Source organism: Sulfitobacter sp. L-8 (genome assembly GCF_056859255.1).
Genome location: NZ_JBSXOD010000043.1, coordinates 47,720 through 59,743, shown reverse-complemented (window position 1 = coordinate 59,743; position 12,024 = coordinate 47,720). Strand labels below are relative to the sequence as shown.

Sequence of the window (12,024 nt, the reverse complement as noted above, 5' to 3'; positions counted from 1 at the left end):
CATGTATTCCGAGACCGAAGACCTTGTCCGCGATCTGGCAGCAAATGCCGAAAGCGTTTGTCGTGCATACCTTCCCGCCGGGCGGCGGGAAGGGTCCTACTGGATCGTCGGCGATCTGCAGAACAATCCCGGCCGGTCGCTCTTTGTCAGGTTGATCGGGCCTGCGTCGGGGCCGGGCGCAGCCGGCAAGTTCACCGATGGCGCAACCGGCGAGCATGGCGATCTTCTGGACATCATCCGCGAGAGGACCGGGATCTCCCGCTTTTCCGATCTTCTCACTGAGGCCCGCGCGCATCTTGGCCGTCCGCAACCGGTTCTCCCGGATGTGCCAGTGCCGAGAAAAGCCAAGGCCCCCGGTGGCACGCCGGCGGCGGCGGCGCGGCTCTTCGCAGCCTCTATGCCAGTAGCAGGCACGCTTGCCGACACCTACCTCCGCGCCCGGGGCCTCACCCATGGCGGGGTGATGAGCGCCCTGCGCTTCCACCCGAAGTGCTGGCACCGGGATGAGGGTCAGACCAAAAGCATCCCCAGACCGGCGCTGATCGCGGCGGTCACCGATGGGGCAGGGGCCTTGCAAGGTGTGCATCGCACCTGGCTGGCGCCTGACGGACAGGGAAAGGCGCGGGTCGAGACGCAGCGGCGTGCTATGGGTCACCTCCTCGGCAATGCCGTCAGGCTGACCCCGCATGACGACATCCTCGTGGTCGGCGAGGGCATCGAGACCATGCTGTCCCTGTCCGAGGCGGCCCCCGGCCTTCCCGTCTGGGCGGCGCTCTCGTCGGGTCACCTCGGGGCCGTCCTGCTGCCAGAGGGATTGCAGCGCCTCTACATCGCGATCGACCGCGATCCTGCCGGCCAGCGCGCGGCGGAGAGGTTGAGCGCCAGAGCGACCGAGGTCGGGATTGATTGCCATGTGCTCGAGCCTCAACTCGGGGATTTCAACGATGATCTCCGCGCGAACGGCAAGGAGGCGCTGCGCCAGCATCTGACAGGGCAGATCGGGCTTGAGGATCGCCAACGCCTGTTGGGCTGAGCCGCATCGCGCAGAGGGTTGTCAGGGGCTGAGGGGGGAGGGGTCCTGCAGTCCTGTCGTGGGTGTGGATCATCACCTTTTGCCTCTTCCCGGGTAAATCTCATCCACCCGACACCCGAGCGGCCTTCAAGAGATGGGCAGGCGGCCGTCAAAGGGGACGCCCCATCAAGGGCGGCAGGCAAGCTATTTCCGCCGCGGGGGACGAGCCCCCGCTTTGCATCGCGAAACAAATAGCTTGCCTGCCGCCCTCCTCCACATGCGTTCCGGCCCCGAAAGGCGGGGTGAAGGGGCGTCCCCAGTGACAGCTTTCGCAGCCCATGAAGGCCGCGCGGGTTGTTGCGCGGACGAGACAGGCCCGGAGGCAAGAAACAGATGACGATCCACACTCACGACGACACGTATGAACCCGCCCACACCGCATCCCAGACCGCCCACGCGCTCGATGAGCTTCAGCTGTACGGCTTCCGACCCTTTGATGAGCCCGATCCACGCCCGATGCCCGACGGGCAGCGCCTTGCGGTCGCCGTCGCCGACATCTTCGACGCCCTCGTCGCGACCCTGGAAGACACCCGCATGGAATCCGACCTCGAAGAAGTGCTCTGGGGCCAGGTCAACCTCTTCCACCGCGCCACGGCGAGGGTTGAGCGGTCGCTCGATGAAAACGAACAGGCGCAGCGCCGCCTTCAGCGCGAGCAGGACGGCTCCGAGGTGAAATCCGTCGAACTCGAGCGCCTCACGGCCGAAGGCCTGACCCTGATCGAACGGCGCAACTGCATGGACATGATGCGCGATCACGCCGCCACCGAGTTTGTCCATCACACAGGCTCGGCCTGGCGGCCCCGCACTGGCTCGATGGTGAACCGACAGCACATGACCGCAGCACTGATCGACAGCCGCGACTTCCTGGCCGCCAAGCGCCGCGCGGAAACCGAGGTGATGCTGCCTGCTGGCCCCAAGGTCGCCCTCACCGGCGGGACCGACTTCAACGATCACCGCCTGATTTGGGGTAAGCTCGATCAGGTGCAGACCAAATATCCCGATATGGTGCTTCTGCACGGTGGAAGCCCCAAGGGCGCGGAACTCATCGCGGCCAAATGGGCCGAAGCCCGGGGCGTCACGCAGGTCGCTTTCAAGCCTGACTGGACCAAGCACGCCAAGGCGGCGCCCTTCAAGCGCAACGACGCTATGCTGGACGTGCTACCCGTGGGCGTCCTCGTCTTCCCGGGCACCGGCATCCAGGAGAACCTAGCCGACAAGGCCAAAAAGCTCGGCATCCCGGTCATGAAGTTCGAGAAGGGGGCATGAGCCCCCTTTTCCCCTCGCGGGGAAATCGAGGTGGAAGAGCAGGCTTCCACCTGATATTTTGGAAGAAAGCCTGCTGGATCACGATATGTCTCACTCTGTCGCTCAACTTGAGGTGTTCCCGACCGACCTGCAGATGCGGCGGATCGATCCAGCCTGCAACATGCGGCGGTTTTACCGCATGAGCATTCAGCCCGATCTCTTTGGGGGCGCCAGCTTGGTGCGCGAATGGGGCCGCATTGGCGCGCGCGGGCAGATGATGATTGAGCAGCATCCAGATGAAGGGCGCGCCGTAACCGCGCTGATGAAACTTGCGGCGATAAAGAAGCGGCGGGGTTATGCATGATGCGCGGCCGCGGTTCGAAAAGCGGGCAGACACAGGAAAACGGTAACCGCCCGATTGGCACCGCCTGCCTGATTTCCGCGTGAAGCGTTAAGACACGTGCATAGCGACGTCGTTAGAGACGTGTCTAGTGCGAAGGGTGTTATGCGAGGCGAAGTTTTGGGTGTTGAGCGGCGGCGGCGCTGGAATGATGATGATAAGCTGGCGATTGTTTCATCTGTTGGAATTGACGGCGCGACGGTCACGCAGATTGCTCATCGGCACGATGTGACGCGCCAGCAGATTTACAGATGGCGTCATGAGCTCAAAAAGAAGGGTCTGTGGCCCGCCGATGCGGGGGCAGTCTTTGTGCCGATTGATTTCCATGTTGCGGAAATGGCGGAACCGGGCCCTCCCAGCCCGGTGGAGCTACGGTTGTCCAGTGGGCGTTGTTTGCGTTTTGATACTGGCGTGGATACAGCAGCGTTGACACGATTGATCCGAGCGGTAGACGCCGCGTGATTGGTCCAGGAACTGGGGTTCGGGTTTATCTGGCTTGTGGCGTCACGGATATGAGGAAGGGCATCGCGGGCCTTTCAACGCTGGCGCAGGATGTGCTGCGTCAGAAACCTGCCAGCGGTGCGGTGTTTGCGTTCCGTGGGCGACGTGGTGATCGACTGAAGCTGCTCTACTGGGATGGCCAGGGGTTCTGCCTTTACTACAAGGTTCTGGAACGCGGCCGATTTCCATGGCCAAGTGCCCAAGATGGTTCTGCGCGATTGACCTCAGCGCAGCTGGCGATGCTTTGGGAAGGGATCGATTGGAGGCGTCCGGATTGGGGCGCTCCGCCCGCGCGTGTGGGGTGATTTACGTCTGTATGAGCGTTATTTATATGGTGCTTCTGCCTGTTTTTTGGTAGTCGGGCGCATGTCGAAACCTGCTGAAAACCTCTCGAATGATCCCGCCGAATTGAGGGCGATGATCGCTGTTTTGCAGGCAGAGAATGCCCAGATCGCTGCGGAAAACGCCAAGATGTCGGCGACGCTGCGGGTCCATGATCAACTGGTTCAGGCGCTTCGCCTACGGATCGCCAAGTTGCAGAAACTGGCTTTTGGCAAATCTTCTGAGAAGGTCGAGCGCGAAATCGAGCAGTTAGAACTGGCGCTCGAAGATCTACTGGTCGCCGTCGCCGAAGACGATGACGCGCCCATTGACGAAGGGCACGACGCACCTCTACCAGAGGAGCCTTCTGCGCCCGCTTTGCGCCGTCGCCCGCGTGTGTCTGATGCGACCTTGCGTGAACGCCACGAGCTTGATCCCGGCACATGCTGCCCCGACTGTGGTGGCGATCTACGCGTGGTGAGTGAGGATGTCAGCGAATTGCTCGATATGATCGCTGCCCAGATGAAGGTGGTCCAGATCGCCCGCATCAAGAAGTCCTGTCGCCGCTGCGAAAAGATGGTGCAGGAGCCCGCGCCAAGCCGCCCGATTCCCGGCAGCATGGCAGGGCCTAACTTGCTGGCGCATGTACTGGTGTCGAAGTTTGACGATCACCTTCCTTTGTATCGCCAGCACGAGATATTTGCCCGCATGGGGGCCGACATTCCTGAAAGCACGCTTGTGGGTTGGTGCGGACGCGCCATGAAAACCCTGTCGCCGCTGATTGAGCGCATTGAGGCCGACATCATGGGCAGCGACCTGCTGCACGCAGATGATACGCCGATCCGGGTGCTGGACCGCTCAAGGCGCGACAAGCGGCTTGGCAAAGGGGTCAAGCAAGGCCGGATCTGGGCCTATGTACGCGATCAAAGGCCGTGGGCGGGGGCATCTCCACCCGGTGCCGTCTATCGGTTCGCGCCGAACTGGAAGGAAGAGCATGTCCTGAGCCATCTGGCTGACGCACGGGGCATTCTGCAAGCGGACGGTTACAAGGGCTATGCGAAACTCTATGAGCCTGAAGCTAGTGGCGTGCCCCGTTTGCGCGAAGCAGCCTGTTGGGCGCATCTGCGGCGCGACTTCCATGATTTTTGGGCCTCAACCAAGTCCGAGATCGCCCGCGAGGCGCTCGACCGGATCGGCAAGATCTACGACATTGAGCGTGATATCAACGGTCAACCCGCTGACGTCCGCCATGCCGCGCGGCAAAAGTTGAGCAAGCCCAAAGTCGATGCCTTCTTTGCCTGGTCTGAACAACAACTCCTGCGCATTCCGGGCAAAAGTGATCTAGCCAAAGCCTTCAGGTATGGGTTGAGCCGCAAGGATGCCTTCAGCCTGTTCCTGTCGGACGGTCGTGTGGCCATCGACAACAATCCGGCCGAGCGCGCCCTGCGCCCAATTGGCATAGGACGGAAAAATTGGCTTTTTGCAGGAGCCGACACCGGCGCGGAAACCTTGGCACGGGCCATGACTGTCATCGAAACCGCCAAGCTCAACAGCCTCGACCCGCAAGCCTATCTCGCCGACATCCTGAACCGCATCCACGATCACAAAAACAACCGGCTGGATGAACTGTTGCCATGGAACTGGGAACCGCTGAACGCTGCCCATTCAGAAGCTGCCTGATGGCTGCGATAACCCATGTATGCACAATCGACTACATCGCTAAAATGCTGAACGAAGATGTCGAACTTCTTGAAGCGATCATCTCCAACGACGACAACGTCACCTATGGCAACACCGTCAGCGTCTATGCTGGTGCTGACGAAACCGTCACCGCGCTGACCGACGACGGCATCGCGGAGCTGAAGGACATGATCCGCGATGCTCGCATCACCACCAAAACCTGGTATGAATTCCTTGATGACTTCGTCGATGACGCTGAACTTGTCGCCCGCATAAAGGCTAGATCACAGCGGTAACAATGGAGCGGTTACGGAAAACGAGGGGGAGATGGCACTCGACACTGACAAGATCGATGATGCGGCTCTCGCGATCCTTAGCCTGACGCTGCATTACGGCGATCAGGTCTGGAAGGGAATCGATTGGACCATCACCAACCGGCTTTTCGAGAAAGGCCTGATTTTTGATCCCAAAAACAAGGCGAAATCGCTGAGCCTGACCCCAGAAGGGGTCGCGCATGCGCGGGAAATTCTCGCGCGGGAGTTCAGCAAGGCCGAGTGACGGGCGGCTTTGCGGGACCTTACAGTCGTTCGCTGCATCTGCGTGCAATTTGCTCGCATCCGCAGCATCGTTACAACGCGGACACTCTATTTTATCTGGTATTTCAGTCGTCGTTGAACGAACGCGGGTTTGGAGCCCTCCAGAATTTTGACGATGGCATCGTTGATGCGCGGGTTTTCAATCGAACCACTTTCATAGGTGAATTTGTAGTTGTCGGCCTTGTCGAGCGTCACGTAAAGAATTTGCTCGGCGTCGGCCCCGACGGCGAGGTTCGGGTTGTGAGTGACCAGTACCACCTGCCGAGATTTCTTAGCCTCGCGAATGCAACGCGCGAGCACGGTAAAGATGCTGTCATTGTCGAGGTTGTCTTCCGGCTGGTCGATAATCAGCGGTGTTTTTTCTCTGTCGAGATGCAGGTAGAACACCAGCAGCAATAGACCTTTTTCACCTGGGGAAAGCTGGTTCAGGTTTTTTCCGCCCAATCGAAGCTCATAGCGCGGCTCGAAATATTCCAGCGAGAAAAGCAGATCGTAGAGACGCTTAACGTCCTTGATCTGTTTCGAGATATCTTCCGCTTTGATGTCGGCAATGATGGTCTTGGCAAAGCTCAGGATGGTTTCAACATCATTCCAGTTCACGTCTATCATGCGCTTTTCCAGATCGCTGCGCCCCTCTACAGCACCGCGAAACGGCCCGCGCGCCGTCTGGGTCACGAGTTCCAGAAAGCGCCCCGGAAATTCGTGCGACGGCACAAATGACGCGTCGATCGATACATCGAATGCCTCCGAACTTACGGTTGCCAGCTTCTCTTCGACGCTGGATTTCAGGCCTTCGTAGAAAGAGCGCACCTTTTCCTTGGAGGTGAAAATCGAACGCGCGAGATCGTCGCGGTCGGAATAACGGGTATCAAGTTGCGCCTGCAGGTCTTCCTCGATGTAGCGGATACGGGCCTCCAAGTCTTTGAAGGTTCCAGGCTTGGGGCTCTCATCTTCCCCCATGACATCTTCCATCTTCTTATTGATTTCCGAAAGGGTCTGGAGGTAGCGCTGATAGCGGCGCTGCGGCGCGGACAGAGTTTCCTGCAAGGCCTTCAGTTTATCAGCGAGATACTGGTGGGCTTTGCGTAGAGAGGGGACGCTGGTGAGCGCGGCAAAGTCCGTGCCCTCGGTAAACTCGCCAGCGTGCTCGGCCTCCAGCGCCTTCACTTCGGCGGCAAGTTCGGTAGCCTTGGCATCGATGCTTTCGGTGCTGATCCTGTGGGAAACGATGAGGTCAATATCCAGACCAAAGCTTGTACAGATGGGCCTAAGCTCTTCCTTACCTTGCTTCACGTGAGCGTCGAGAGCGTTGATGGACTCCTTCAGCGATCCGAGCGACGTCAGGTCGGTCTTGATAGCCGATAGTCGGTCGACCGCCTGCTTGCCGCGTTCTGTGATAGTCGCTTGAAGGGCTCGCGTTCGTTCTATCTCCTCGGACACGGCGCGCTGCTTGGGCGTTTCTTCCTCCGGCTTTTCGACAGCCGCAGGTTTCGAATTCTCAAGGACGCGGTACTCTTCGCGCCGTTGCTTCAACTGCTCTTTCAACCGGGCGCTGGTCGAAGGATCTGCTTGCTGCTCAAGTTCAATGATCTCGATATTTAGCTCGCGCAGACGTACCTTTCGGGCGCTAATGTCGCTCTTGCTCTGCGCGGTCTTCAGGTCTTCGAGTTCTGAAAACGTCGATTTTCCCATGCGGTCGGATTCCTCCACATGCGAGAAAACAACCTCTTCTATCTCCTTGCGAAACGCTTTGACCTCGATCTCGTTCGTCAGGCTTTCGAAGTAGTTCTGGGGAAGGTACTTCACAGCTTCGGGCCGGAGCGCATCAACATCCTCATCGAGCTTTTTCGTCCGCTCGGTTCCGCTCGCCCAGGTCAGAGTTGCCGTGAAATTTTCGGCGTAGCCTTTTTGGCGGAACTTTCGGTTGCGGGCTTCGTCGGTCAGAAACGAGAAATGCTCTTGCTGGCGCGACTCCCCGAGGAGCCCAAGAATGTCGGCGATGGCGCTCTTGCCGCTCCCCTTGTTGCCAATAATAGCCGTTAGCTCGGGGTTGAAGGGTATCGCAACATTCCTGAACCAGGAGCCTTTGGCTCCCGCATATCCCGCAATCTGATCAATGCGCAGCCCCGCGATGAAACGGGTTGCATCCTGATTGAGCCGTTCCAACACGGTGGGATGCTCGCCGATATGCACGCGACCCTTTGGTTCAAAGAGCGTTTGACGGAGCCCTCTAAACGTCAAGTCGGCCTTGATCCAGGTCGGCGGGTATCCTGCCTCGTCGCCGGAGAGCCTGCCAAGATCGGCCATCGCATGAGCGTCCGAACCTGAATAGACGGGCTTCTTCTCGGAAGGGCTGCCGTCTTCGTAGCGGTCCGTACTAAGGAAATAGCCAGTGCTCTTGTCTGACCCGAAAAAAGCGTGACTGGCCTTGTCTAGCTCATCCGAGATCGATTTGCTGCGGGCGGATTTCGTGTCAACGCCGCGCAGACCATCATTGCCGGCCGCCGTGACGATCAGATAGGCCGTCTCGTCGGGGAACACCTTCTTGAGAGCCGTTTGAAGATCGGACAGGCTGATTGTGGCCTGTTCGTATTCTTCGCGCGATGTGAGCTCACTGCAGCGAAGGCGCAGCCCTTCCCGAGTTTTGTGCGTATGCAGATCGCTGAGCAAGGTGCGCAGCTTCGTTACGGAAGCAAGCGCAGGGTCGATCAGGACATGGGTGTGAACATTGCGGCCGTCCGAACTCACGGTTTCCATGAGCCGGAATTCACAATTCGGGATAAAAACCTTTGTGCCGTGTGGGTAAAGGCGCTCATACGCCTCTGAAACGGCCAAGTAAGAGTCAAAGGAGAAATAATCTGTGATCCCAAATACTTGAACGTCTGAGCCCTCTAGCACTTCGAGATAGGCGCGGAGATTTTCCTCACTGGTATCGCCGTAGCCATTTGCCAGTTTGGTTCCTGGCCCGTGAAGATGGAGATCCCACCGATGCCATCCCGACCCATCTTTCTTGTAATCAATAGTCATTGCTTTTAATCCACTTGCGCATAGAGGAAGCGCTTCAAGTCACATGGGATACATTGTACCGCGCAATTTTCTGCGACAAGCATGAATGACCGATCTGGGGAAGCCGCGCTGCGGCGTGCTGTAGAATCCAAACGGCGGCTTTTGGGTGAGCACGATGCTTCACCTGCGAAGCGGCCTTGCACGCTGCGGCCTGTCTGAATTTCGCTGCTGGGCTCTTTTTGACATGGGCAAGCCCCGCAAGCGGGGCCGGGCTGCTGGGGCTCCGCCCTGAATTCTGACCTTGCTGTCTTCCTGTGCCAATACGTCTTGGTCTGTCTCATCCTGAGCCATCCCAAAACGTTTGCCACATGGTCGCCTTCACGATCCGCTTTGAGCCCTGACGGGTCTGCATCCCTCTTGCAAGGCGGACGCTGCCGCCAGGCGAAGCCGAGGGGCTCTAGTCTTCGCCACTTGGCATAAGACTCCGAAGGGCTATGCGTCTGGCTTCTGGTCGAACAGAATAACGTGCGCGCCTTCTTCACTGTCAGGGTTGCCTACCAGCACGAACGGCATATCCGACCCGTACTTCTCGTAGAGACAGCGGTATTTCATCTGGCCGCTGAGCGGATCGCGCACTTGGTCATAGCGAAAGCTGTGCTGAACGCCGTCTTCGATCCAGGCCTTGACGCCATCGGGGGTCACCAGTGCAAGCGGCGCGCCGTCCAGCAAGATTGTCTCGCCAACGTTGAAAATCTCTTTCATCTCATGGGTCTCCTATCGGTCTTCTTTGGCAGCGTTACAAACCGTCGTCGCCTTTGCAACGATCTCTGCCCCGCGTGTTCCCTCTCTCGGTGTCATTGGCCCAGATCACAATCGTGTCCTGCTCCGGTCGCTTGCGAGCATTTTAGGGCTGGAGGCGGTCTATCCCGCGTCCTCATAGGGCTCGTACCTCAGGTTCGCGCCGTCCGCCTGATCAAAGTCATCGGACCATCTGGTACGGCGCATGCCGCAGCTCCATTGGAATACGACGCCGACCTCGACGTCTTCACCGTTTACCGTCGTCCAAATGACTTCGACGGGGTATCCCGCATACTTCTTCATGCTCTTCTCCTGACCTCCATTTGGTCGGAGCCGCAGTAATCTGGTGGCAGGTATCTGCCTGTCCCTATATATGCTTGGCCAACACAAAACGGAGTTTAGTAACTTGCTTTACAGGCCTCTACATATTGCGCTCTTTCTGGGCGCGGCTTCATCGGCTGTCGCTGCCGAGTGGGAGATCGGCTTGTCGCGAGGTCTGGAGACCTATGCTGCGACTGCAAACGACGGGACCTTGCTCTTAGTTTGCGATCCTGACCGTGTCTACAACCCAAACGAGAGCCATGCGTACTTTTTGTCGCGTCACAGCGATGACAAAGCGCCACAACGCATTGTCTTTCTCGCGGCGACCGGAGAGCAGGCTGCCTTTTCAGTGCAGGACGGGATCGCAACGCAACGGGATGCTGATCCTGCCGAATGGGCACAGCTCATCGATATGATCGAGGCGGGCGGTCAGATTGCTGTCGTGACCGCACGCGATGCCTTTACGCTGGATCAGGACGCGCTGCCCGGGCTTCGATGCCGCTGATCTTTTGAGCGAGCTCTTCGATCTCGGAGTGCAGCAGCGCCTTACCGAAGGCGGATAACAGCAGCGTCACCCCATAGACGTTGAGCGGGTCATCAATGCTTGTCTGCAACGCCGCCATATGGGCGGCGTCGAGCCTGATCATCGATTTCATGAAGGGTGCACCAGTGCCTTTGGACTCGGCCAGGCGTGGTCGTGCAGCGGAGGCAACCTCATGCCAGGTCGCGGTGTCGCGCAGGTTTTGCATGCGGGCGCGAACCGCTTTGATCAAGGCACGCCGAACGTAGTCCGGATCAAGGCCAGATCGTTCTGCCAGCGCCTCAATCCGTGCCTGATCCTCAGCTCCGATGCGCACGTAATAGGTTCGAGACTGCCCTTCGGTGCGAGTGCTGCAAGCATCATCCGCCACCGGCTGGGTGGATACCCCCGAGTTGATGCGCGCCGTTTCAGCCGCGGCTGCCTTTTCCCCTTTCCGGGGTTCATTCTTGACCACTGATTTTACCGCTGGGCCTTCTGTCGCGACCGCTTCCGCCGTACTCTGATCGAACGCGGCATATTTCGTGGCGCTCGTGGCGAACTGCCGCGACCGCGTCAGCCTGTCTTCGTTCGAGACAGCGGTCCCGGACCGGTTTGGAATCTTCCTAGCCATTGGCAGCATCCACCACGGCCTCGATGTCGCCAAGGATCTCACTGCACAAGGCGAGGGCGGAGGAAAGATGCCCCGCCTGCAACCGATGACGAAGATCTTGTTCATAAATGTCCCGCACATATCCCAGTGGCCCGGTCAGCGGCATGCGCTGGATCGCGGCGAGATGGGGCACCGGCGTGGGCAGAAGTGGCAGGGTTGAAATCACCTCGAAGACCTCAAGGTCCTGCCGGTGAACCCTGCGTCTTGCCGCATCACGCTCAAGGTCATCGCCTGCGGTCACGAAATCGATCGCGCGTTTGTCCGCGTTCATCAATACCGCGGAAAACAGCGGGGCGGGGTCATCCGGCCCGAGGGTCTCGATCATGCGCATTACCCATGTCAGGGTTTTCAGGGCCGCCACGAAATCCGATTGTACCGGCACGGCCGGCACCAGGATCATGTCGCAGGCCAGCGCCAGTGTTTCGGTGTCGGGATGCTCGCCGGGGCGGGTGTCGATCAGAACCAGATCAACACCTTCAGCCTCAAAGCTGTCCAGCGCGTGGTAAAGGCCTTCAACGGTCTCGGGGGCATCGGCCACGGTCAAGCCCGTGGGCCATGGAAGGCGTGGCAGATCACCGAAGTCGGCGCGCGCGCTTTTTGATTCCCATTCGAGGATCTGCTTGTCAGCATCCGCATCCATGACATGCACACGGCGGCCGCGTGCCAGCATGGCGGACGCAAGCATCTGTATGAGAGTTGTCTTTCCCGAACCGCCCTTCGCGGAGATGGCCGTCACAACAAGCATTCAATGTCTCCATAACGTATATTTTGTGCCGTTATGGCGATGCCTCGGGATGGCGTCCAGACCTTGCGCGATACAGGCGTTCAACCTTTGGGTCGGACAGATGTGCAGCTGCTGTGGCGATGTGCTGTTTCGGCGATCATCTGTGTACG

General features: G+C 59.0%; 14 protein-coding genes. 9 read left to right on the top strand and 5 right to left on the bottom strand.

Features of this window, described 5'->3' with window-relative positions; translation table 11 throughout:
- Window position 1: 1 nt before the first annotated feature.
- The 8 genes from AC13DE_RS07420 (at window position 2) to AC13DE_RS07385 (ending at window position 5,777) form a co-directional block, all read left to right on the top strand.
- Window positions 2-1,033, top strand: coding sequence for a DUF7146 domain-containing protein (locus AC13DE_RS07420; protein WP_483047501.1), 1,032 nt, complete (start codon window positions 2-4; stop codon window positions 1,031-1,033).
- 372 nt (window positions 1,034-1,405) lie between these two features.
- Window positions 1,406-2,338 (top strand): DUF2493 domain-containing protein, encoded by a 933-nt coding sequence (locus AC13DE_RS07415; protein ID WP_483047500.1) that lies wholly within the window; start codon window positions 1,406-1,408, stop codon window positions 2,336-2,338.
- Window positions 2,339-2,423: 85 nt separating this feature from the next.
- The gene (locus tag AC13DE_RS07410; protein ID WP_067296573.1) at window positions 2,424-2,681 is read left to right on the top strand and encodes a WGR domain-containing protein; all 258 of its coding nucleotides are present in this window, start codon (window positions 2,424-2,426) and stop codon (window positions 2,679-2,681) included.
- A 141-nt stretch (window positions 2,682-2,822) separates the two neighbouring features.
- Window positions 2,823-3,179 (top strand): IS66-like element accessory protein TnpA, encoded by a 357-nt coding sequence (gene tnpA, locus AC13DE_RS07405; protein WP_483047499.1) that lies wholly within the window; start codon window positions 2,823-2,825, stop codon window positions 3,177-3,179.
- On the top strand, window positions 3,176-3,523 hold the full coding sequence (gene tnpB, locus AC13DE_RS07400; protein ID WP_483047498.1) for an IS66 family insertion sequence element accessory protein TnpB: 348 nt from the start codon (window positions 3,176-3,178) through the stop codon (window positions 3,521-3,523). The genes tnpA and tnpB overlap by 4 nt, the downstream gene beginning before the upstream one ends.
- 61 nt (window positions 3,524-3,584) lie before the next feature.
- Window positions 3,585-5,219 carry an IS66 family transposase gene (gene tnpC / locus AC13DE_RS07395; RefSeq protein WP_483047497.1) on the top strand — a complete coding sequence of 545 codons (1,635 nt, stop codon included), beginning with the start codon at window positions 3,585-3,587 and terminating at the stop codon, window positions 5,217-5,219.
- Entirely contained in the window at window positions 5,219-5,515 is a 297-nt protein-coding gene (locus AC13DE_RS07390; protein WP_483047496.1) for a hypothetical protein, read from the top strand. Before tnpC ends, AC13DE_RS07390 begins: the two co-directional genes overlap by 1 nt.
- A 31-nt stretch (window positions 5,516-5,546) precedes the next feature.
- A complete protein-coding gene (locus AC13DE_RS07385) occupies window positions 5,547-5,777 on the top strand; it encodes a DUF6429 family protein (protein WP_238373073.1) in 231 nt (76 codons plus the stop codon).
- Between the two features lie 86 nt (window positions 5,778-5,863).
- Here the strand turns inward: AC13DE_RS07385 and AC13DE_RS07380 are convergent, their stop codons facing one another.
- The 3 genes from AC13DE_RS07380 to AC13DE_RS07370 form a co-directional block, all read right to left on the bottom strand.
- Window positions 5,864-8,842 carry a TrlF family AAA-like ATPase gene (locus tag AC13DE_RS07380; RefSeq protein WP_238373074.1) on the bottom strand — a complete coding sequence of 993 codons (2,979 nt, stop codon included), beginning with the start codon at window positions 8,840-8,842 and terminating at the stop codon, window positions 5,864-5,866.
- 471 nt (window positions 8,843-9,313) lie between these two features.
- Window positions 9,314-9,583 carry a hypothetical protein gene (locus tag AC13DE_RS07375; RefSeq protein WP_009819899.1) on the bottom strand — a complete coding sequence of 90 codons (270 nt, stop codon included), beginning with the start codon at window positions 9,581-9,583 and terminating at the stop codon, window positions 9,314-9,316.
- A 159-nt stretch (window positions 9,584-9,742) separates the two neighbouring features.
- Complete coding sequence (locus AC13DE_RS07370; protein WP_068247264.1) at window positions 9,743-9,922, bottom strand: hypothetical protein; 180 nt, start codon at window positions 9,920-9,922, stop codon at window positions 9,743-9,745.
- Between the two features lie 103 nt (window positions 9,923-10,025).
- Here AC13DE_RS07370 and AC13DE_RS07365 point away from each other — a divergent pair, with 103 nt between their 5' ends.
- Window positions 10,026-10,445 (top strand): hypothetical protein, encoded by a 420-nt coding sequence (locus tag AC13DE_RS07365; RefSeq protein WP_348429832.1) that lies wholly within the window; start codon window positions 10,026-10,028, stop codon window positions 10,443-10,445.
- On the opposite strand, the gene AC13DE_RS07360 is transcribed toward AC13DE_RS07365, so the two are convergent.
- Both AC13DE_RS07360 and AC13DE_RS07355 read right to left on the bottom strand, forming a co-directional pair.
- Window positions 10,402-11,091, bottom strand: coding sequence for a hypothetical protein (locus AC13DE_RS07360; protein WP_348429831.1), 690 nt, complete (start codon window positions 11,089-11,091; stop codon window positions 10,402-10,404). The genes AC13DE_RS07365 and AC13DE_RS07360 overlap by 44 nt on opposite strands.
- Entirely contained in the window at window positions 11,084-11,875 is a 792-nt protein-coding gene (locus tag AC13DE_RS07355; RefSeq protein ID WP_317389025.1) for a nucleotide-binding protein, read from the bottom strand. Before AC13DE_RS07355 ends, AC13DE_RS07360 begins: the two co-directional genes overlap by 8 nt.
- Window positions 11,876-12,024: the final 149 nt, after the last annotated feature.

Bases quoted from the DNA above. Each gene is read 5' to 3' on its own strand.
- AC13DE_RS07420 (WP_483047501.1), top strand. From the start codon at position 2: ATGTATTCCGAGACCGAAGACCTTGTCCGCGATCTGGCAGCAAATGCC.
- AC13DE_RS07415 (WP_483047500.1), top strand. From the start codon at position 1,406: ATGACGATCCACACTCACGACGACACGTATGAACCCGCCCACACCGCA.
- AC13DE_RS07410 (WP_067296573.1), top strand. From the start codon at position 2,424: ATGTCTCACTCTGTCGCTCAACTTGAGGTGTTCCCGACCGACCTGCAG.
- tnpA (WP_483047499.1), top strand. From the start codon at position 2,823: ATGCGAGGCGAAGTTTTGGGTGTTGAGCGGCGGCGGCGCTGGAATGAT.
- tnpC (WP_483047497.1), top strand. From the start codon at position 3,585: ATGTCGAAACCTGCTGAAAACCTCTCGAATGATCCCGCCGAATTGAGG.
- AC13DE_RS07390 (WP_483047496.1), top strand. From the start codon at position 5,219: ATGGCTGCGATAACCCATGTATGCACAATCGACTACATCGCTAAAATG.
- AC13DE_RS07385 (WP_238373073.1), top strand. From the start codon at position 5,547: ATGGCACTCGACACTGACAAGATCGATGATGCGGCTCTCGCGATCCTT.
- AC13DE_RS07380 (WP_238373074.1), bottom strand. From the start codon at position 8,842: ATGACTATTGATTACAAGAAAGATGGGTCGGGATGGCATCGGTGGGAT.
- AC13DE_RS07375 (WP_009819899.1), bottom strand. From the start codon at position 9,583: ATGAAAGAGATTTTCAACGTTGGCGAGACAATCTTGCTGGACGGCGCG.
- AC13DE_RS07370 (WP_068247264.1), bottom strand. From the start codon at position 9,922: ATGAAGAAGTATGCGGGATACCCCGTCGAAGTCATTTGGACGACGGTA.
- AC13DE_RS07360 (WP_348429831.1), bottom strand. From the start codon at position 11,091: ATGGCTAGGAAGATTCCAAACCGGTCCGGGACCGCTGTCTCGAACGAA.
- AC13DE_RS07355 (WP_317389025.1), bottom strand. From the start codon at position 11,875: ATGCTTGTTGTGACGGCCATCTCCGCGAAGGGCGGTTCGGGAAAGACA.